The organism is Sphingomonas silueang (assembly GCF_040049155.1).
GTDB classification, from domain to species: Bacteria; Pseudomonadota; Alphaproteobacteria; order Sphingomonadales; family Sphingomonadaceae; genus Sphingomonas; species Sphingomonas silueang.
In genome coordinates this window covers 1-19,677 of record NZ_JBDZDK010000029.1, presented here as the reverse complement: position 1 = coordinate 19,677, position 19,677 = coordinate 1, and the positions used below count along the sequence as shown (strand labels likewise).

The window sequence follows — 19,677 nt, the reverse complement described above, 5'->3', positions numbered from 1 at the left end:
CTATTTACGCGGCCCGATCGCCCACCCCTCACCGCCGCATGAGGGATGATGGGCAGCCTCGCGTATCGAATGCTAGAGGGGTGGAGTGGAAAGCATGGAAGATCTGGACAGAGCATTGGCGAGGCTGGCAGGCGCACCTGTCCCTGCCGCGCTGGAGGGGATCGAGGATCAGGTCCTCGCCCGCATCGGCACGCGCCCTGTCGTGCGCCAAGCCGGGCTCGGCCTCGGCGCGGTGACGATCGCGGCGCTCGCGATGGGCGTGATCGGCGCGGAGCTGCCGGCGACCGCCAGCCCGGCGGTATCGCTCGCTCCGTTAGGGGGCGCATCGCCTCTCGCGCCGTCGAGCTTGCTGATCGGCGAACCATGACCTCGACCAGGCGCCTCCTTTTCTGCGTCCTCTTAGCCTTCCTGGCGGCGATCGGAGGCGTGTTCGTCGGACGAGCGCTGTTGCCCCAGCCCAAGCAGCCCGGCGCGGCGCTCCACGAGGTGCTGCACCACAAGCTCGCGCTCGATGCCGACCAGCAGGCCCGGTTGAAAATTCTGGAAGACCGTTTCGCGGTGCAGCGGCGTGCGCTCGAACTCGAGCTGCGCGCCGCCAATGCCCACCTCGCCGAGGCGATCGAAGCCGAACACGGCAATGGCCCGCGGGTCACGGCTGCGGTCGATCAGAGCCATGCCGCAATGGGCGAGCTGCAGAAGGCGACGCTCGCGCACATCTTCGCCATGCGGCAGCTCCTGCGGCCCAATCAGACATCCCAATTCGACGACGCGGTGGTGAAGGCGCTCACCGACGGCCAGGGGTGAGCCTCGACTGGACCGCGCTGTCCGACGGCGAGCTGGCGGCGCTCAGCATCGCCGGTCGACAGGCCGCCTTTGCCGAAATCGTGCGCCGCTATCGTCAGCCGGTGTTCCGGCTTGTCCGGGCGTGCGTCGGGGAGCCCGACGAAGCGCTCGACCTCGTTCAAGAGACCTTCGTCGCTGCGCACCAAGCCCTTTCCCGTTACGACGCCCAGCGCGCCATGAAGGCGTGGCTGTCGACGATCGCGATCAACAAATGTCGTGATTGGGCGAGGAAGCGCACTGTGCGCCGCTTCGTCTCCTTCGCCCTTCCGATCGACGGGCAGGCCGAGACGATCGTGGACGATCAGGTGCCGATCGATGACAGCGCGGCCGACCGACAGGAGTTGGACCGCGTGACACGCGCCATCTCGACCTTGCCGGCGAACCTGAAGGAGCCGCTGGTGCTCCGGACGATCGAGGGCCTGAGCCAGGCCGAGACGGCCGAGGTGCTGGGTATCAGCCAAAAGGCCGTCGAAACCCGCCTCTATCGGGCGCGGGCGCGCCTCATGGAAAAGTTGAACGCGAGCTAAGGGATACGCGACCGGGACGCGTAGAAGGGGTGAAACGGGGCCGGTAGCGGCCCCACCCTTCGAGGAGCTTTCATGTCCCGCGTTCTCGACCGCCGCCAGGTGCTGCGCGGTGCCAGCCTAGCCGGAGGCGGCCTTGCGCTGTCGGCCTATATGCCGGCGTGGGCGCAGCCGGTGTCCGCGGGCATCGCCAAGCCGTTGCCGACCGTTTCGGGCGAAGACATCACGCTGAAGGTCGCCCACCAGATGATGATGATCGACGGGCGGCAGAGCCACGCGATCGGCATCAACGGCACCGTGCCGGCCCCGCTCATCCGCCTGCGTGAAGGCCAGAACGTCCGCCTCCACGTCGTCAACGAGCTGGACGAGGAAACCTCGATCCATTGGCATGGGCTGTTGCTGCCCTTCCAGATGGACGGCGTGCCCGGCATCGCGTTCCCGGGCATCCCGGCCCGCTCGACCTTCACCTATGAGTTCCCGATCATCCAGAGCGGGACGTACTGGTATCATAGCCATTCCGGGCTGCAGGAGCAGGAAGGGCATTATGGTCCAATCCTGATCGATCCCAAGAACCCCGACCCGGTGCAGTTCGATCGGGAGCACGTCATCGTGCTGTCCGATCACAGCTTCCGTCACCCGCATTACCTGTTCGACCGGCTGAAGAAGGAATCGGGCTACTTCAACCGCCAGCGCCAAACCCTATCCGGGCTCCTCGCCGGCAAGGATCAGTCGCTGAAAGAGCGGCTCGAGTGGGGCAAGATGCGGATGGACCCCGCCGACGTCGCCGACGTCACGGGTTCGGTCTACACCTACCTGGTCAACGGTTACGGACCCAAGGACAACTGGACGGCGCTGTTCCGACCCAGCGAGCGAGTGCGGCTGCGCTTCATCAACGCATCGTCGATGACCACCTTTAACGTCCGCATCCCGGGCCTGCCGATGACGATCGTCGCGGCCGATGGCTTGAACGTCCGTCCGATCGAGATCGACGAGTTCCAGTTCGGCCCGGCGGAAACCTATGACGCGATCGTCACGCCGCCCGACCTGCGCGCCTATACGCTGGTCGGCGAGAGCATCGACCGCTCCGGCATGGCGCGCGCGACGCTCGCGCCGCGCGAAGGCATGGCTGCCGAGGTGCCTCCGCTCCGCAAGCGCCCTCTCGCGACCATGAAGGACATGGGCATGGGCGGCATGGATCATGGCACGATGGACCATGGTGCTAAGGGCGCCGCGGCGGGATCGATGTCGGGCATGGACCATGCCGCGATGGGTCACGGCACCGGCACGATGCCGGGCATGGATCATTCGCAAATGAACCATGGGGCGGCCGGCGCCGCAGCGGGCAGCATGGCGGGCATGGACCACGGGCAGGCCCAAGGCTCCGCCATGCCCGGGATGGGCCAGGCAGGCGGGGCAATGCCCGGCATGAGCGGCGATCAGATGGGCGGCATGGACATGTCGGGCATGGACATGGGCGCGATGAACATGCGCGACTTCTCCAAAGCGCCAGAGGTGACGAAGGGACCGGGCGTGCAGACCATCTCGCCGATGCCGGTCGATCGCACCGGCGATCCCGGACAGGGGCTCGAGAACGTCGGGCACCGTGTGCTGACGTATCGAGATCTGATGGCGCTCGATCGCAATCCGGACACGCGTGCGCCGGAACGCGAGATCAAACTGCATCTGACCGGTAACATGGAGCGCTACATGTGGGGCTTCGACGGCGAAAAGCTGTCGGAGAACCCCGATCCGATTACCATCCTCCATGGCGAGCGAGTGCGGGTGACGCTCATCAACGACACGATGATGGGTCATCCCATCCACATTCACGGCCACTTTTTCGACTTGGTGACGGGTAAGGGCGCTTATGCGCCTCGGAAGCATACCGTGCTGGTCCAACCGGGCGGCACTGTGAGCTGGGACGTGACCGGGGAGGAAGGCGACTGGGCCTTCCACTGCCATATGCTCTACCACATGCATGCCGGCATGATGCGGGTCGTCCAGGTCCGCAAGGCAGGAGCGGCAGCATGACGCGCGCGCTTCTTCTTGCCGGCCTGGCGTCGTTCGGCCTCGCCGCCCCCGCGATCGGGCAAAGCATGGACCACTCCATGATGCCGGGCATGTCCATGCCCGGGATGAAGATGCCCGCCAAAAAACCGGCCGCGCGCGCGAAGCCGGCCACGAAGAAGCCGGCGGTCAGGAAGGCACCGGCTCGGAAGGCACCGGTCAGGCGCGCCGCTCGGCCCGCGGCCGACGCTCACGCCGGGCACGACATGACAGGCATGAAGATGCCCGGGATGAGCATGGGCCGGACCCCGGCTCCCGATCCCCACGTCGGCCACGACATGAGCGGGATGCAGGGGATGGATATGGGCGGTCAGCAGGCCGCGCCCGCCAAGGACCCGCACGCCGGGCACGATATGTCGGCCATGCCCGGCATGGGAGCATCGACCGGCGCTCATCAGGACCCACATGCGGGCCATGACATGAGCGCGATGCCGGGCATGGCGATGTCCGGTAATCAGTCGGCCGCGAAGGTCGGAACCGACCTTTCCCCCGGCAACAAGCCCGCTCCCGCCCCTGCCGGCGACCACCTCGCGGACCGTTTCTGGGGAGCGGACGTCATGGCCAGCTCGCGCGAAAACGATCTGCGCCGCGAGCACGGCGGGATGACCGTCTATCAAATCCTCTTCAACCTCGCCGAATATCAGGCGGGCAAGGGCGGTGACGGCTATCGCTGGGATGGCGAGGCTTGGATCGGAGGCGACATCAATCGCTTCACGCTCAAGACCGAGGGAGAAGGTACGTTCGGCAAGCCGCTCGAACAGGCCGAGGTGCAAGCGCTCTACAGTCGGGCGCTCGATCCTTACTGGAACCTCCAGGCAGGCGTTCGCTACGACTTCAAGCCCAACCCTTCGCGCACCTATGCGACGGTAGGGATCGAGGGATTGGCCCCCGGTTGGTTCGAAGTGGAGGGCGCGCTGTTCCTCTCCGACAAGGGCGACGTGCTTGGCCGTGCCGAAGGCTATTACGATCAGCGCATCACCAACTGGTTCGTGCTCCAGCCCCGGGTAGAGGCCAACTTCTCGGCCCAGGATGTGCCCGAAACCGGCACCGGCTCGGGGCTCACCGACCTCGAGGCGGGGTTTCGTCTTCGCTACGAGGGGCGTCGCGAGTTCGCCCCTTACATCGGCGTGTCCTGGGAACGGCAGTTCGGCGACACGGCGCGCTTTACCCGCGCACGCGGTGACAACACCGGCGGCTTCAGTTTCGTGGCGGGTGTGAGGACCTGGTTCTGAGCCCGCGGCTGCGCCTCCACATCGGGGCGAGCAAGGTCCACCGCTGGCTCGCCCTCCTGATCGGGGCGCAGGTGATCGTGTGGTTCACCAGCGGGCTCGTCATGGCCCTGCTGCCGATCGATACGGTGCACGGAGATCACCGGATAGATCGTGATGCCGAGCCGGCGCTTTCGAGCGCCCAGGCATTCGCACCCGTTCCGACGCTGTTAACGGCTGCTGGCTCGCCCGTCCGTCAGCTTCAGCATCGCGTGCTGCTCGGTCGGCCTGTGGTCGAAGCGCAACTTGCGTCGGGCGGTGTCCGGTTGCTGGACGCCCGCACCGCGACCGTGCTCCCGCCGATTGATGCATCGACCGCTGGCGCCATCGCCAGGAAGGCATATCGCGGTAAGTCCGCCACCTCGACCGTGGAGCGTGTCGAGCGGGCGAGCCCCGAATATCGTGGCGCACTGCCAGCATGGCGCACCTCGTTCGCCGATGACGATGCCACCCGCATCTACGTGTCGGCCGAGACAGGACGGCTGACGTCGGTGCGCACCGGCACGTGGCGGCTCTACGATTTCTTCTGGGGGCTCCACATCATGGACTGGACCCAGCACGAGCGTTTCAACACGCCTTGGCTGAAGGCGTTCGCTGCCGGCGGTCTCGTCTTCGGCGTGGCGGGCGCGATCCTTCTGTTCATGCGCTGGCCGCGTCGACGGCGTAAATCCCGAGGGATGCGTCAGGGCGCCGCGTAATACTCTTCAGGCGGCGTGCCAGAGGAGAATGTGCGATGGACCCCCAGGATCATCAGTCTGGCCAGAGTGGCGGGATGGGAATGAGCTATGGACGGTTCGCGGCGATGATCGCGACCTCCACGATCGTCATGTTCGGGCTCATGTACCTCAACACCTATGCGTTGAGCCATGTCGAATACAGCCAGACCAGGACATGGATGGCGATCGTCATGGGAGCGGTGATGGCGCTCATCATGATCGGCTTCATGTGGGGTATGTACCCCGACCGGCGCGCCAACCTCGGCATCGTCGCCGGTGCGATCGTCGTCTTTGCGGGCGCTCTATGGCTTGTTCGCAGTCAGGAAACCGTGGGCGACGTCGCCTATATGAAAGCGATGATCCCGCACCACTCGATAGCGATCATGACGAGCGAGCGCGCGCATATCAAAGACCCTGAGGTACGGAAGCTGGCGGATGGGATCATCGACGCCCAGGTGCGTGAGATCGCGCAAATGAAGCGGGCTATCGCTCGGCTCGAGGCTCACCCAACCGCCGACGATGCGCCCGACCTTCCTTCCTATCGGGACAAGCAGGTCGCTCCTCCCCCGCCGGAGACGGATGAAAGCGTTGGCGTGAATACGCTCCAGCCGATCCGGTAATTCCCGCCGCCTTGAGGGATGGCGCGTCGGGACGCGTATCATCTTCACGGGCGGGGGCCACGTGGAGAAACCAGATGAAGATGATCGCGACCATGACCGCCGCCCTGCTTGCCGCCTCACCGGCGCTCGCCCAGCAAGCCGGGCACCAGGGTATGAACCATCAGGGCATGAATCATTCCGGCATGATGCCGCCGACGGCGGCTGATCCCTATGGCCCGGACATGATGAAGATGCACGAGCGCATGATGGCGGCGAAGGGCGCCGATGCCGGCGAGACGTGGATTCGTCAGATGATCGAGCACCACCGCGGCGCGATCGCGATGTCGCAGACGGCACTCCGGAGCACCCAGAACGCTGAAATCCGACGTGAGGCGCAGAAGACCATCGACAGCCAGAACCGCGAGATCGCGACGCTGAATGCGATGCTTCGCAAAATGGGCAAGCGCGCCCAGTAACGGATGCAAGCCTAGCCCCTCTCTCCGTGAGGGGGGCAGGCTTTCGAGGAGTTGGGGATGAGCCGATCTTTCCGCACAGCGATGGCCGCTCTGTTGCTCGGTGTCCCGGCGACTGCGATGGCTGCGGCCGACATCACCATGCACCGCGATCCGGGATGCCCGTGCTGTGAAAAATGGGCGAAGCAGGTGAAGGCTCAGTTCGGCCGCGCCGTGCGCGTCGTCGACGACGCGAACCGCCCGGCGCTAATGAAGGCTCGCGGCGTGCCCGGTGACCTTGCATCATGTCACACTGCGATCATCGACGGCATGACCTTCGAGGGCCATGTACCGATCGCCGACATGAAGCGCGCGTTGGCGACCAAGCCAAAGGGTGTGACCGGGCTCGCGGTAGCGGGCATGCCGATGGGATCGCTGGGTATGGAGATGCCCGGCATGAAGGCTCAGGCCTACGACGTGATTGCGTTCGGACCGGGTGGACGTCGCGTCTACGCCCATCATGGCTAGGTAGCGGCGGGGGCGGATAGCCGCCCCCGCCGCCTCTGGATCAGTGCTTCATGCCCGACATGTCGTGGCCGGGATGATCGCCTTGCTTGCTGTCCTTCATGCCGGCGCAGCAGTCGGCCTTCTTGCCGTCCTTTTCCTTGCAGCAATCTGCGCCGTCCTTGCAGCACGCCATGTCGGCGCAGCAAGAGCCGGCCGCGAATGCGACACCGGGGATCGCCAGCGCCAGAGCGGCGCCGATCAGCTTGATCTTGGTCATCGGTAACTCCGTCGATTGAATGTGTGTGGTCGGGAAGATCACACGGTTCGCGGAGGCGGCGTGGCTGGAGGAACGGGCATGCCGATGAGTCCTTCAACATGCCGAGGGCGGAGAGCCATGCGAACGGAAGGAGCAGCGTCGACCGGCGCCAACACAGTGGGCTGAACTGCCGTGCACGGGGTCGAGCAGGCTGCTTGCTGCGGCGCCTTCGCAGGCTTCTGCGTGCCCTCACAGCCGGCCATCTCGGACGCGACCGGCGCGGCGTTCGCGATCGCCTCGCAGATCGGCCCCAGGCGCATGACCAGCATCATCGCCAGCATGGCCAGAGCCACGAGGCGGAGCGTGCCGGCAAGACGGGGCAGTCGGCGTTCCATGGTCGCTATCCGCCCCGACCGAAGATCGATGTCAATGCGTGATCGAGAGGACTGCCGGCGCCGCGACCATCCAAAGCGCCATCGCGACCATCATCACGTTCTCGGTAAGCGAAAGGAAGCCGAGCGGCACGTTGCTGTCCCCGCCGACGCACGCGCATTTTAATTCGCGCTTGTCGATATAAACCGCCTTGATGACCGACACCGCGCCGATCGTCCCGATGACGAGGGCGACCGGCACCGACAGCCAGGTCAGCGCACCCGCTGCCATCAGGACGCCCGCCGCTCCCTCCGCGTAGGGATAGACATAGGAATAGGGCACCCAGCGCTTCGCGAGCAGATCGTAGTTGAGGAACATGCTCGAGAAGCTCTCGACGTTCTGGAGCTTGAGCATCGCCAGAACGCACATCGAGAACGCGATGAACCATTCACCCGCGCGCACCGTGAAGGGCGTGCCGAATACCGCATAGCTGACGGCGAGCGCCATCAGCGCCGTCATCGCGAACACGGCGATCACCGGGCGATATGTGACGGCCTTGGGGTCGCGGACCGTCTTGCCGAAAAAGCGGCGTAGATCGTCATAGCCGCCGACCCGCTCCCCCGCGATGAACGTCTGCGGGGTCGTCTTTACTCCGTGCTTTGCCTTGAAAGCGTCGGTTTCTTCCCGCGTCATCAGCCAATGGTCATCGACCGCATAGCCTTCCCGACGCAGCAGATCCTTCGCCTTCAGCCCGTAAGGGCAGGTATGTTCCGGCATCACCATCCGGTAGATCGTCGCCTGTTTGGCGGGGGCGCTCGCCATGCCGCTTCTCCAATATTCTCGCCCCGCCTATATAGGATCCGTACCATAGTACGGAGTCAAGGCATGACCGGCATGACGATCGCAGGGCTCGCGCGCGAAGGCGGCGTCGGCGTCGAAACGGTGCGCTACTATCAGCGTCGCGGTTTGCTGGACGAGCCCGACCGCCCGACCGGGGCTGGCACCGGAGGCGGCATCCGGCGCTACGGCAGCGATGACGCCCGCCGCCTTCGTTTCATCCGCTCGGCCCAGGCGGCCGGTTTCACGCTCGAGCAGATCGGTGAGCTTCTGGCGTTGGACGCGACCGACGATCGCGCCCGCGCCCGTCAGCTTGCCGGCGAGCGCATCGCCGAACTGGACGCGAAGATTGAGGAGCTCGAGCGGGTGCGCGCCTCGCTTCGCCGGCTCGCGCATGAGTGCGGGTCAGGTGCGGAGGGACCATGTCCGATCCTCACGGCCTTCGAGGGCTAGCGGCACTCGACGGTCAGTTGCGCGATTTCATGAACCGGTGGGAGGCGGGCGCGGACATTGTCGCCGGTCACGCCCCGCTCGCCAACGACCCTGACGATCGCGGGAGGGGCTTTGAATCGACGCGCCAGACATAAAGATCGGTGCGGTGATGCGCACGTCGTCGGGCGCCTCGACCAGCTCGCGCCAAGGGCGCAGGAGCCGTGACGACGCCGCTTCAGCGGGAGCAGCGCTGCGCTGCTTGGGGGGCTCCACGCTGCTCCCGCTGCCACCACGAGTGTCATTTCTATCTAGCGCAGAATGTGTCTTTTCTAACTGGCGGCAACACTGATTAGCGTGTTGCTGGAGGGACTTACTGCCCTCTCGCCGCCGAAATTACCCGATCAGCGACGTGCGTTCGCGTTGCCGTTGCTCGCGCTCGGCCCGCCACGCATCAAACTGCGCCAGAACGTCGTTCGCGTCCATACCCGTTTGTCGCTGATGGGCATCGACGCGGACGCGCAGGCGCGCAGGCCAGCCCGCACTGCTTCGGATCAGCAATGCCTGTACCCAGCGAGGCACATAGTTGAGCAGCTTTTCCAGCGTGTGGCGCTCGCGGAAAGGCAGATGTGCGCCCGACATCAGGCGGCTGACGGGCTCGTCGGCGAGGAGCGCTGCCACCGCGCTCAGAACGTGAGCTCGACCGGATGGCGAAAGCTCATAATAAGGCTGTTCGTCCCATGTGTGCGGTTTGTGCTCCGGCATGATCGGAAGCAAGGGGCAGTCGAACAGGTTGATGTAACTGGTCCTGAGGGGGCTTGGCGCCAGCAGCGCTCGGGTAAGATCGCGCAGCACGGTGAGGAACTGGCGGGCGGGCACAGGCTCCACCCCTGGCAAGCATGCGGGATGGCCGAGCAGCGCGTTACGAACCTCCCCGTCGAACGCAAGTAGGGCTGGAAGCGCCGCGGCCGTCTCCTCCGGCTCGAAATAAGCCGCTGGCGTCGGCTGCTCCCAGCGGCTCGCCCTGAGCGGCGTGCCGCAGTCTCCGCACACGAACTCGATGCTGCTCGGCCAGGTGAACCGCGGCGCGTGCTTTGGCCGACAGCGCCGACAATAATCCTGACGCCAAGCGCCATGACGATGACAGAAGACGAGCGGCAGCGCCGCCTCTGCTTCGAGATAAGCTCCACCAGCCTCGTGCGCTTCGGCAAGGCAATGGCGGCACCAGGCCAGATCGAGCTCACCTCGCGCTCGGCCGAAGCCATCGGTGCTTGGCAACCAGTCCACCGCGAGCCCCGGCCAGCGGCGCTTGAGCCCGAGGCTGAGCACGACCTCCAACGCGACCCGCAGACCGGCTGCGACGCTTTCCGCCTCGTGCGGATCCCACTCGACATCCGGCCGCGCTTTCATGCTCGGACCGGCCGTCCATAGCACCTGCCGGAACTCGGCGACCGATACATCGTAGCAGGCAGCGGTCCGCCCGAGCCAGGACGACGGCAACTCGTCGGGACGAGGACGGGGCGCGATCGGCAGCGCCAACCCAGCCACGGCTCAAGCGACCGCCGCCTTCGCTCGCCCGCGGCCGCGGCGCTGAGCCAACGCCTTCATGCTGACGGAGGGGAGCACGAGATCGTCGGCGTCGAGGTCTCCTACCTCGATCCGCTCGGTGCCGTTCTCGATCGCTCGTACGGCCAGCGTTTCGGCGAGCCGGAAGATGCGGCCGGTGTTCCCATCGCTGAGGTCGAGGATGGCGGTGCGGCATCGCTCCTCCTCCAGCTGAGATGGCTTGCGTAAAGGGAGGATCGCAGCGAGCGTGACCATCAGCAGCCGAAACGGCTCGTCGTTCTGCCACCGGACAAGCTCGACCGCGTCGAACCGCTCGGCCAGTGCCGCATCCGTGAGCAGCGCCGCGCGCGCCTCGTGGTTGCCGGTGCAGACGAGCGGGATCTGCAGGTCGTTGGCTAGATAGCGAAGCGTGTTGAGGAAGACGCGCTGCTGGCGCGGCGTGCAGGCCAGCATGTGGTTGATCTCGTCCAGGATCAGCATCCGGGCCCCCACCTGCCCCATGAGCCGGCGAGTGAGCTGCCGGGCTCGCTGAACATCGCCGCGACCCGCAAAGCCGGCGCCGAGTTTCTCGAGAACCTCGCCGTAGAACTCGCCATCGGTCGGCTGCGGCGGCAGCTGAACGGCCACAACCGGGATCGTCGCCGTGCCTGTCGCCTCGTTGAAGCCCCTCGGGTTTTCTGCCTCGAAGCGCTCGACGATGCGAGATTTGCCCATCCCCGTCTGCCCGTAGATCAGCAGACACGGCATACGGGTGCGCGGCGGGTAGCGCAGCATACCGTCCAAGGTCTTGCGCACGACCTCTGCTTTGGGAAAGCCGAGCCACCGATCCATTCGGATCCAGGCGATCCGCTCCTTGTCGGCCCACATCGCGCGCTCGCGGTACCCCTCGGCGAGATGGGACAGATCGCTCACCGGGGCATCTCCTCCACCAGATATGGAAGCGCCTGCCGATCACTCGCCCCATTATCTGTCGACCCTGGCAGAGTGGCAGGTTTACCCTGCTCGAGCGGGAGCTTGCCGCTGCTCCTGGCCCGGCGCGCGTCATTCAGCGCCGCCTTGGTCTTCTGAAGTGCGAGCCGCGCTGCCTTGGTCTTGTGAGCCGCTTCCGCGACGATCAGCCGCTGCGTCTCTACCGCCTGAAAGATCAGCGTCTCGTCTACGGCCTGCTGGCCGCGCTCGCGCAAGGCGCGAACCGCCTCCCTCTGTTCCCAGCGGGTGATCGCGGGACGCCGCAAGTCGCGGTAGGGCACCTCGAGGTGCTCACCGTGCGGCAGCTCGAGCCAGATGCGGGAAAGGTCGCGCGGATCCCAGCGGACTGGCATCGTCTGCCCGGATCGCGTGTACCAGCACGACAGCGCATCATGCCAATAATGCGTGTGGAACAGCTCGATGCCGTGCGGGGTCACTGCACGCAGCTCGCAAGGCAGGAAGTCAAACAGGAACGTGGCGCGATCCACCGGCAGGCGGGCCAGCTCCGGTCGGCGGTCCATCGCCTCGGCCCAAGCGAGCGCCGGCGGTATGCCGATCCCGCGGTGCCGTTCGGCGTGGTATGGACCGATGATCTGCGCGGCGAGCCAGACCTCCAACTCGCCCAGCGTCATGCACGCTTCACCCTCGGAGTCATAATCGCCGCGCTCCGCGACATTGGAGAAGGTCGTGCCGGGCAGAAGATGGACGGCGCCCATCACCGTCCCGATCAGCCGCTCGATGTGGCCACCGAAGTGCGGGCGACGCACCGGGCGGTATTCGATCGATATCGAGTGGGCACGGCAACCACGTTTCAAAGCATCGGAGCGGTGCTCGCGTGCATTGTCGAGATGCAGCCGATCCATGAGACCCTGATTGTCCCAAGGTGCCTTCATGCCGCGCTCGGCCAACCAATCGGCCTTGGGGAGAACGGCTTGACGCATGCACATGCCGACCGACACGGCCGAGGGTGCGAGCATATCGAGGTGGAACCCCGGTACCGTGCGGCTCGCGATATCAACCATCAGCGTGAGCCACGGCCGACCGATTGGCTTGCGATACAGATCGTCGACGACGATCACGTCGACCAGCGTGTGGTCCGATTGGACGAGCTCCAGCGCGTAGCTGGCGTTCAACACGCCTCGCGTCGGCTCCCATTTGTCAGCAGCGGCCTTCGACCCTTGCCTGCGCGCCATGACGGTCTGGGGAGCCAGTCTGTCCAATCGCGCTTGGATCGCCTTGGTGCTGGGCACCTTCAGCCCAATCTTCTGCCCCTCATGTCGGAGCCAGCGGCGGAGCGCCTGCACACTTGGCTTCTCGAGGGTGAGGTAACACTCCGCGATGCCTCGGGCGATCAGCTGCTCGGCCGCAGATGAGAGCCGTCGCTCTCCCCTCTCCCGCCCCCGCGGGCGCGGCAACAGCGAGGCGGCAACGGGCGACGCCCGATAAAGCCGGAGAAGTTCGTGAAAACGGGCGCGACCGAGCCCGAGCTGATCCAGCGCTTCGGCGGCTGCGTTGCCCGGGACGCGGGCCAGGGCAGCTAGTGGGCGGATGATCTTCTCGCGGCGGTGCGCTTCTGCCCAGTCAGCGTCGCTCGCCGTCTTCAGGTCCGCGGTTCGCATGGTACGACGCCTCGGCTGATCCAGCTTGGCGAGCGTCCGCTCTTTTAGGGAGAATGTCCACTATTTCAGGATCGGACGGCCGCAAGGCAACGCTCGCCGTGTGCGTCCACCGATTCAGTACAACCGACAAGAGGTCCCCAGCCAATTTCGGCGTTCAGGCTGCTTGGCGTGTCTTCGCCACTCGGCCCAGCGACATCGGTCTGTGAACAGATGCACCCGAGACCGAACTCGACACCGGAGCCGCGCGGCTATCGCTGATGCCTCGTCGCAAATGACAGCCGTCAGGGGCCACGACACTCAACTGATCGGACGCGGAAACGCCGCTCCGGCTAGCGCAGCAGGATGGCCGTTGCCACCAGGAGTGACCCGACGAACACGGACCCGGCTACAAGGGCGCTCCCGCGCCGCAGGGTCACCGCTTCGGTCGGCCTCGGTTCTTCGAGCCTGCGAACCAAGGCGCGCACCAGGCGCGGGGCGTCGTCGCCGATGCGTGCAAGTTCCCAGGTCAGCGCCCGGACGATCGGCATCCAGTGTTCGGGCGACAGGCGTGCAAGCGCGATCCGGCCCGAGGCCCGCCGCATCGCGGCGGACAGGTCGAAGCCGGGTTCGATCGCCGTGAGGACGCCGTCGATCGTCACAAGCGCCTTGAATATCAGCAGCAGATCCGGCGGCATCGCCATGCCTTCCCGGCGCATCAGCGCCATGAAGTCCGACACGATCGCGGCGAGGACGAGCGGACCGCCACCTTGTCGGCGGATCAGCTGTTCCGCCGCCTCCTCGATGCGCTCGGGCGGGACGTCGCCGTGCAGGCTCCACCGACTGAGGACCTCCGCGAGCAATGCGGCGTCGCCCGTGCTCAGCGCCTGGACGAACGACACGAACTCTTCGCGGCGCAGTGGCGAGACATGACCGATCATGCCGAGATCAAGTAGCGCGATGCGGTCGCCGGTCAGGCAAAGCAGGTTGCCGGGATGCGGATCGCCGTGGAATCGGCCGTTCACGAGCACCATGTCGAGGACGATGTCGGCACCGAGCGCGGCGATCGCCGCAGGATCGATGCCGGCGGCACGAAGGACCGCAGCATCGCGTGGCGGCGTGCCTTCCACATAGTCCATCACAAGCAGCGCTTCCGATGACAGCTCCCAGTGGATGGCCGGGACGACGACGCGCGGATCGTCCGAGAAGTCCGCACGCATCCGGTCCGCGTTGCGGCCTTCGGTGGTGAAGTCGAGCTCCTCCAGCACCGCCTCGGCCAGTTGCCGGACCATCGCGCGCGGCGCGAACCGCCGCGCGTCCGCACTGGCGGCCTCAACGACCGACGCGAGCCGGGCGATCAGCCGTAGGTCGGCCTCCATTAAGGCACGGACGCCGGGACGGCGTATCTTGAGCACGACCTGCGTGCCGTCGTGCAGCACCGCACGATGCACCTGCGCCATCGAGGCGGCCGCGAGGGGGACAGGATCGAACGAAGCGAATGCCTGTTCGACAGGCTGGCCGATCGCCTGTTCGACCGCCGGCCGCAGGTCCTCAAAATCCAGTTTGGGCGCTGAACTATGGAGGTGCTCGAGTTCCGCTATCCATTCCGGGGCCAGGAGGTCAGTCCTCGTGGCAAGGATCTGACCGAGCTTCACGTAGGTCGGCCCGAGCGCCTCCAGCGCCAGCCGGGTGCGTCGAGGCAGATCGTCGGAGTAGGTTTCCTCCCTCGGTGTCCCGCCGTCCGAGAGCCCAAGCCGTGTCATCAGCATGTCGACGCCGAACCTAGACGCGACCCTGCCAATCTCCCTGAGCCGGGCGGCGTCGCGGCCGGCGAGGCGTAGCGCTTCAATCATCCGAACTAGACGCGCGAGCGCCGCTCCATTTCCCGCAGGCTACCAGATCTCGTCCCAGTGCAGCGGCTTTCGCAGGTCCCAGGCGAGCAGCGCGGCGGCGGCGACGAGAATTCCTCCGGCGAGCAGGGCGGACCACCGGCCGATCGCTCGCGCACGTGTCGCGTCCACAGTTTGCCTGTCACCCATCAGGTGAGGATGCCTCATCGCGCACGAATCTCAATGGCGTAGTATAGCCGGACGGGCTCACCACGAGCGATGCATCGACGCCGTATTCGGTTCGCCGGTTCATCCCTCGAGGGCCTCGAGATTGCCGAGAACGCGACGCAGCAGGTCGATGAGCGTGTCGACCTCGGCTTTGGAGAGCCCCTTCGTCATGTCGGCGTTGCCCTGGCGCAGGATGTCGCGTCCCGCCGCGAGCCGCCCCTTCGCTTCGTCCGTCAGCGAGACCAGACTTGACCTGCGATCGTTGGGGTCAGTCTCCCGCTTGACGATGCCGTCCCGCTCCATACGCGCGAGCATCTGCGCCATCGTCGGCTGCTCGACCTTGGCCCAGCGCGCGAGTTCGGTCTGCGAAATCGCCTCTCCGTCCTTCAACGCGGTGAGGACAGGCAACTGGGCGGTCGCGAAGCCTATCGCCTTCAGGCGCGCGTCGCCGATGCGGGTCAGAGTGCGCGAGATCCGACTGAAATAGTGCCCTGGATGTGCCAGCGGATCCCATTCCGCATCTGCCATTGCATAGGTTCCTATGTTAATGTATATAGGCGCCTATGTATTCTGATGTCGGAAGCGGTGCAATGGAAAGAGTGGCGATCATTGGAGGCGGTCCGGGCGGGCTGATGCTCGCGCGGCTGCTGCAGTTGCGGGGCTTGTCGCCGGTCGTCTTCGAACGCGACGCGCACGCGGGGGAACGCCCGCAGGGCGGCTCGCTAGATCTGCATGGCGAGACCGGCCAGCGCGCGATGAGACTCGCCGGCCTAGAGGAGGAGTTCGCGAGCGCGGCGCGGCCCGAGGATCAGGGCGACCGCCTCTACGATCCGGATGGGAATCTCCTGTTCGACCGCGATGGGGAAGGCGATGATCGTCCCGAGATCGACCGGACCGACCTCCGCCACATCCTGCTCGCCTCGCTCGCGCCGAACGCCGTCCGCTGGGACCACCGCGTGAATGAAATCGTGCCAGCCCCTTCGGGCGTGACGGTCATCTGCGATGGCATGCGCGAGGACTTCGATCTGGTCGTGGGCGCGGACGGCGCCTGGTCGCGCGTCCGACCGCTGCTGACCGATGCGACGCCGGCCTATGAGGGGGTGACCCTGGTGGAACTCGGCTTCGACGCACACCGTCATCCGCAAGTCGCGTCGCTCACGGGCGACGGAAAGATGTTCGCCGTGGGCTGCAACCGCGCGCTGATTACGCAGAAGAACGGCTCGGGCCACATCCGGGGCTATGCAGGCATGCGCATGCCCGAAAGCCTCGCCCGGGAGTGGTCGGACTGGCCGTCTGGTCAAATCAGAGCCGCGGTCCTCGACGCTTTCTCCGAATGGGCGCCATCGCTGCTCGCTGTCATCGAACAGGGCGACTTCATCGCCGTGCGCCCGATGTATGCGCTGCCGATCGGGCATCGCTGGTCGCACCGATCAGGAGTGACCATGCTCGGCGACGCCGCGCACCTCATGTCGCCATTCTCCGGGGAGGGCGTGAATCTGGCCCTCGCGGACGCGGTTGATCTCGCGGAGGCGATTCCCACTGGTCGAGACGCCGTGGCGCGAGCGGAGGCTTCCATCTGCGACCGCGCGAAGCCGGCCGCAGATGGCGCCGCCCAAGGGCTCGGGGGTGCGTTCTCCGATAAGGGGGTCACGCGCGTCCTCGAACACTACCAAGAGCGGGTGGCGGGGTAACCGACCACGCGAGATGCAATCGGCGCAAATTGCGCCTTAGGTTGGCACCATCATTCAGCCATTGTGAAGTGCTCTGGCAGTTTGCGCATGACGGTGACGAGAATGTGCATCGGGTCAGGTCAGAGTCTGTAATTTGCATCGGGTGGGCTTGAGGATAGGCTGGTGCCATGACCCGCGACCTTCTTCCGCTGTCACCCAATCTTCCGTCCGACCTCTTGGCCGAGATCGAAGGCGCGCGCGATACGCTCGCCGCGTCGAAAGCGAGTTCGACCCGCAAAGCCTATGCCTCCGACTGGGCTATCTTTTGCGATTTTTGCGATGCGCGCAATGTCGAAGCGCTTCCCGCTCATCCCGATATCGTCGCGCTATTTGCCCATGTCCAAGCAACGGGGGGAACCGCACCGGTTACGATCGGACGGCGCGTCGCGGCGATCAACCATCACCACAAGGAGGAGGGCTTTGCCTCGCCAAGCGCTCGGGATGCCGCTGGCGTAATCGCGCACATGCTGAGCGGCGTTCGCAAGAAATACGCGCGGAAGAAGAACCAGAAGGCACCAGCCGAAGCGGAAAAGCTGATGGCCATGCTCGCAACGATCGAGGGCGATGGACTGCGGGCAGTGCGAGATCGGGCAATCCTAGCCATCGGCATGGCGGGCGCGTTTCGGCGGTCGGAGTTGGCGTCCATGCGGCTCGCCGACCTTCATTTCGTGGCGGCTGGGCTGAAGATCGACATCCCACGTTCGAAGGGTGACCAGGAAGCGAAGGGACAGGACGTCGCCATTCCAGAAGGCCGCTTCATCCGACCTGTCGCGCTCTTGAGGGAGTGGCTCAAAGCAGCTGGGCTTAGCTTGATCGATCCGGTTACTGGGAAGCCCAGCCCCGAGCCGGTGTTCCGCCGGCTGACGCGCTCGGACCTGGTGACCAGCGCGCCGATCACGGACAAGACGGTAGCGCGGCTGGTGAAATCGACCGTGACTGCAGCCGGGTTAGATGCGTCGATCTTCTCCGGTCATTCCTTACGCGCGGGTTTCCTCACGGAGGCTGCCGCCAAGCAAGCTAGCCTGTTCAAGATGAAAGGGCATTCGCGGCACCGATCGCTCGACACCGTGGCGGACTATGTACGGGACGCCGCGATGTTCGACGACCATGCAGGCGAGAAGTTTCTGTGACGCTGACGAGCTCCACACCGGCCGACCTGATCTCTGGTCCGGGCCGTCCGGCCCGGGCCTGGCTGCAATGAGCGCGCCGGAATGGCAGGCCTACGCCATGCCGAACTACGATGCGGTGATGACCGAGGGATGCACCGCAATACAGCGACGGATACTGACCGAGCCGGCGTACCGGACGTCCGTGCTGACCGATCCCCGCGACCTTCACCGCAGCTTGTTTGCCCAGTTCACGCCGGCCGGCCATCCCGAATACGCCGGCACCTATAGGGGCACGGCCGGGACGGCGCTCGAGCACCGACGCGCCGGCGCGCCCCAGCTCTTCAGCCCACAGAAAAGCTTCTCGTTTGAGCCACCCGAAAACGTCGCCCCTGCGCTCGACCAGCTCTTATCCGAGATACGGCGTGAGCTTGTGCCCGCTCGCGCAGCCACACCGTTCGTGAAGCTGCTCACCTTGACGCATCTGTTCTGCTGGTTCGGAAAGATTCACCCGTTTCTTGACGGTAACGGGCACGTTCAGCGCGCCTTGTTCGCGGCCGCGGCATGCGAACTTTCGATCCCGCTTGCACCCCGCTTCGCGATCCATCCGCGCCCCTTCGACAGCCTTCTTGCCTGGCCTCTCGAGATGTTTACACGCGCAACCTCTGCCCAGCGCGAACGCTTCCTAGCGATGGTGGCCGAATATCTGAGCTCATGGTTGGCCGGTCCATTCGACGTGCCGGCGAGCGGCATCGCCCCCGAATGATCCCGAACGGTCTTTACGCCAGCGCTTCCCTCAGCGCCGCGAGGCCAGCAGCGTGCCTGTCCGGCTGTTCGTCGCGGAACTTACGGATGTTCATCAGCTTGAATTGAGGTGCGGGCAACTCTGCAAGGGTCGGCCAGGGAAAGCGCTCCCACTCGGGGTCGCCGGCGTCGAAGCTCTCCAGAAATCGTCGATCATCGGCGCTTAGAGCTCCATGGACTGCCGCAACAAGCCGATCGAGCGTTTGAACGTGGTCCTCGTAGGAGAAGGGCTCGAACGGCATCCCCTCGAATTGCGCCGCGAACGTCTCGCTCTGATCCTTGCGGCTGGGTCGAATGAGCTCAGCCACGGGACGACCGTGGCTGACCAGGGCGGCGATCAGGCCGTAACGGACTTCGTCGACCAGCCCTTCTGCGTCGAAGAGCAACTTGACGTCGAAAAGGTCGCGTGGATGCTGCCGGTCGAGCGCTGCGCAGATCTTCCCGCCGAAGAGCTCCCCGTGTGAGACGCAGCGCGCCTCCACGAACGCCTCGAACTGCTCCTGCACGCGGTCGGAGCAGGGCAGGTCGCGAAGGGGAAGGAGGTGGCCGCGCAGGCTGGGGTTCACCTCAACCTTGATCTGGGTTTTGCCGCGCTGGCAGTTGAGCTTGACCTCCATGCCCTCTTGGCCCTGGCGTGTCTGGACGACGCGGGTGGGAGGCAGACGTCGCTCGATGGCGACTTTGATGCGAGCGAGTGCCTCGCCGATCGCGGTGAGGGATTCGCCGCGGTCCGCGACCGGGAGATAGGTCAGGTCGATGTCGACCGACAGTCGAGGCAGATCCCACTCAAAGAGGTTGATTGCCGTGCCACCTTTCAGGGCGAACACCGGCTCGGCCATCACCAGCGGCAATATGTCCGTAAGCGTGGCGTGAGGACCGCAGTTTATGCGGCTTGGGCTGTTGGCTGATCTGTCTGGGGCACCCAGTTCCACGGCATCAGCTCGTCCCAGCGGGTGGCGGGCCAGTCGCCGGCGACCCTG

General features: G+C 65.6%; 23 protein-coding genes. 13 read left to right on the top strand and 10 right to left on the bottom strand.

The window, feature by feature from the left end:
- The first annotated feature begins 94 nt into the window (after positions 1–94).
- The 9 genes from ABLE43_RS19040 (at position 95) to ABLE43_RS19000 (ending at position 6,997) form a co-directional block, all read left to right on the top strand.
- Positions 95–367 (top strand): hypothetical protein, encoded by a 273-nt coding sequence (locus ABLE43_RS19040; RefSeq protein ID WP_069319182.1) that lies wholly within the window; start codon positions 95–97, stop codon positions 365–367.
- Complete coding sequence (locus tag ABLE43_RS19035; RefSeq protein WP_069319183.1) at positions 364–804, top strand: periplasmic heavy metal sensor; 441 nt, start codon at positions 364–366, stop codon at positions 802–804. Before ABLE43_RS19040 ends, ABLE43_RS19035 begins: the two co-directional genes overlap by 4 nt.
- On the top strand, positions 801–1,370 hold the full coding sequence (locus ABLE43_RS19030) for an RNA polymerase sigma factor (protein WP_069319184.1): 570 nt from the start codon (positions 801–803) through the stop codon (positions 1,368–1,370). Before ABLE43_RS19035 ends, ABLE43_RS19030 begins: the two co-directional genes overlap by 4 nt.
- Before the next feature lie 72 nt (positions 1,371–1,442).
- On the top strand, positions 1,443–3,398 hold the full coding sequence (locus ABLE43_RS19025) for a copper resistance system multicopper oxidase (RefSeq protein ID WP_298814264.1): 1,956 nt from the start codon (positions 1,443–1,445) through the stop codon (positions 3,396–3,398).
- A complete protein-coding gene (locus tag ABLE43_RS19020; RefSeq protein WP_348979792.1) occupies positions 3,395–4,666 on the top strand; it encodes a copper resistance protein B in 1,272 nt (423 codons plus the stop codon). Before ABLE43_RS19025 ends, ABLE43_RS19020 begins: the two co-directional genes overlap by 4 nt.
- On the top strand, positions 4,657–5,400 hold the full coding sequence (locus ABLE43_RS19015) for a PepSY domain-containing protein (RefSeq protein ID WP_258046396.1): 744 nt from the start codon (positions 4,657–4,659) through the stop codon (positions 5,398–5,400). Before ABLE43_RS19020 ends, ABLE43_RS19015 begins: the two co-directional genes overlap by 10 nt.
- Before the next feature lie 35 nt (positions 5,401–5,435).
- A complete protein-coding gene (locus tag ABLE43_RS19010; protein ID WP_219753423.1) occupies positions 5,436–6,038 on the top strand; it encodes a DUF305 domain-containing protein in 603 nt (200 codons plus the stop codon).
- A gap of 74 nt (positions 6,039–6,112) precedes the next feature.
- A complete protein-coding gene (locus ABLE43_RS19005) occupies positions 6,113–6,493 on the top strand; it encodes a DUF305 domain-containing protein (protein ID WP_174195064.1) in 381 nt (126 codons plus the stop codon).
- Between the two features lie 57 nt (positions 6,494–6,550).
- Complete coding sequence (locus tag ABLE43_RS19000) at positions 6,551–6,997, top strand: DUF411 domain-containing protein (protein WP_246248777.1); 447 nt, start codon at positions 6,551–6,553, stop codon at positions 6,995–6,997.
- Between the two features lie 40 nt (positions 6,998–7,037).
- Here ABLE43_RS19000 and ABLE43_RS18995 read toward each other — a convergent pair whose 3' ends face one another.
- From ABLE43_RS18995 to ABLE43_RS18985, 3 genes are read right to left on the bottom strand one after another with little or no spacing between them, the layout of a single operon-like run.
- Complete coding sequence (locus ABLE43_RS18995; protein ID WP_174195065.1) at positions 7,038–7,253, bottom strand: hypothetical protein; 216 nt, start codon at positions 7,251–7,253, stop codon at positions 7,038–7,040.
- Between the two features lie 38 nt (positions 7,254–7,291).
- Positions 7,292–7,627, bottom strand: a complete 336-nt coding sequence (locus ABLE43_RS18990; RefSeq protein ID WP_174195066.1) for a hypothetical protein — start codon at positions 7,625–7,627, stop codon at positions 7,292–7,294.
- Positions 7,628–7,658: 31 nt separating this feature from the next.
- Positions 7,659–8,426 (bottom strand): MauE/DoxX family redox-associated membrane protein, encoded by a 768-nt coding sequence (locus tag ABLE43_RS18985; RefSeq protein WP_348979791.1) that lies wholly within the window; start codon positions 8,424–8,426, stop codon positions 7,659–7,661.
- A gap of 63 nt (positions 8,427–8,489) precedes the next feature.
- Between ABLE43_RS18985 and ABLE43_RS18980 the strand changes: the two genes are divergently transcribed.
- Positions 8,490–8,894 (top strand): MerR family transcriptional regulator, encoded by a 405-nt coding sequence (locus tag ABLE43_RS18980; RefSeq protein ID WP_174195068.1) that lies wholly within the window; start codon positions 8,490–8,492, stop codon positions 8,892–8,894.
- Between the two features lie 372 nt (positions 8,895–9,266).
- On the opposite strand, the gene ABLE43_RS18975 is transcribed toward ABLE43_RS18980, so the two are convergent.
- The 6 genes from ABLE43_RS18975 to ABLE43_RS18950 all read right to left on the bottom strand — a co-directional run bounded on the left by ABLE43_RS18975 (position 9,267) and on the right by ABLE43_RS18950 (position 15,585).
- Positions 9,267–10,409 (bottom strand): TniQ family protein, encoded by a 1,143-nt coding sequence (locus ABLE43_RS18975; protein WP_348979790.1) that lies wholly within the window; start codon positions 10,407–10,409, stop codon positions 9,267–9,269.
- Between the two features lie 12 nt (positions 10,410–10,421).
- Complete coding sequence (locus ABLE43_RS18970) at positions 10,422–11,348, bottom strand: TniB family NTP-binding protein (protein WP_093064538.1); 927 nt, start codon at positions 11,346–11,348, stop codon at positions 10,422–10,424.
- Positions 11,345–13,024, bottom strand: coding sequence for a Mu transposase C-terminal domain-containing protein (locus ABLE43_RS18965; protein WP_348979789.1), 1,680 nt, complete (start codon positions 13,022–13,024; stop codon positions 11,345–11,347). The genes ABLE43_RS18970 and ABLE43_RS18965 overlap by 4 nt, the downstream gene beginning before the upstream one ends.
- 329 nt (positions 13,025–13,353) lie before the next feature.
- On the bottom strand, positions 13,354–14,853 hold the full coding sequence (locus tag ABLE43_RS18960) for an ABC1 kinase family protein (protein WP_348979788.1): 1,500 nt from the start codon (positions 14,851–14,853) through the stop codon (positions 13,354–13,356).
- A 39-nt stretch (positions 14,854–14,892) separates the two neighbouring features.
- A complete protein-coding gene (locus ABLE43_RS18955) occupies positions 14,893–15,021 on the bottom strand; it encodes a hypothetical protein (RefSeq protein WP_348979787.1) in 129 nt (42 codons plus the stop codon).
- A 117-nt stretch (positions 15,022–15,138) separates the two neighbouring features.
- Entirely contained in the window at positions 15,139–15,585 is a 447-nt protein-coding gene (locus ABLE43_RS18950; protein WP_348979786.1) for a MarR family winged helix-turn-helix transcriptional regulator, read from the bottom strand.
- Between the two features lie 71 nt (positions 15,586–15,656).
- Between ABLE43_RS18950 and ABLE43_RS18945 the strand changes: the two genes are divergently transcribed.
- The 3 genes from ABLE43_RS18945 (at position 15,657) to ABLE43_RS18935 (ending at position 18,659) form a co-directional block, all read left to right on the top strand.
- On the top strand, positions 15,657–16,748 hold the full coding sequence (locus ABLE43_RS18945) for an FAD-dependent oxidoreductase (RefSeq protein ID WP_348979785.1): 1,092 nt from the start codon (positions 15,657–15,659) through the stop codon (positions 16,746–16,748).
- A 167-nt stretch (positions 16,749–16,915) separates the two neighbouring features.
- A complete protein-coding gene (locus ABLE43_RS18940; protein WP_348979784.1) occupies positions 16,916–17,917 on the top strand; it encodes a site-specific integrase in 1,002 nt (333 codons plus the stop codon).
- A 67-nt stretch (positions 17,918–17,984) separates the two neighbouring features.
- Positions 17,985–18,659 (top strand): Fic family protein, encoded by a 675-nt coding sequence (locus tag ABLE43_RS18935; protein ID WP_348979783.1) that lies wholly within the window; start codon positions 17,985–17,987, stop codon positions 18,657–18,659.
- Between the two features lie 13 nt (positions 18,660–18,672).
- Here the strand turns inward: ABLE43_RS18935 and ABLE43_RS18930 are convergent, their stop codons facing one another.
- Positions 18,673–19,548 carry a nucleotidyl transferase AbiEii/AbiGii toxin family protein gene (locus ABLE43_RS18930; protein WP_348979782.1) on the bottom strand — a complete coding sequence of 292 codons (876 nt, stop codon included), beginning with the start codon at positions 19,546–19,548 and terminating at the stop codon, positions 18,673–18,675.
- Positions 19,549–19,677 lie beyond the last annotated feature (129 nt).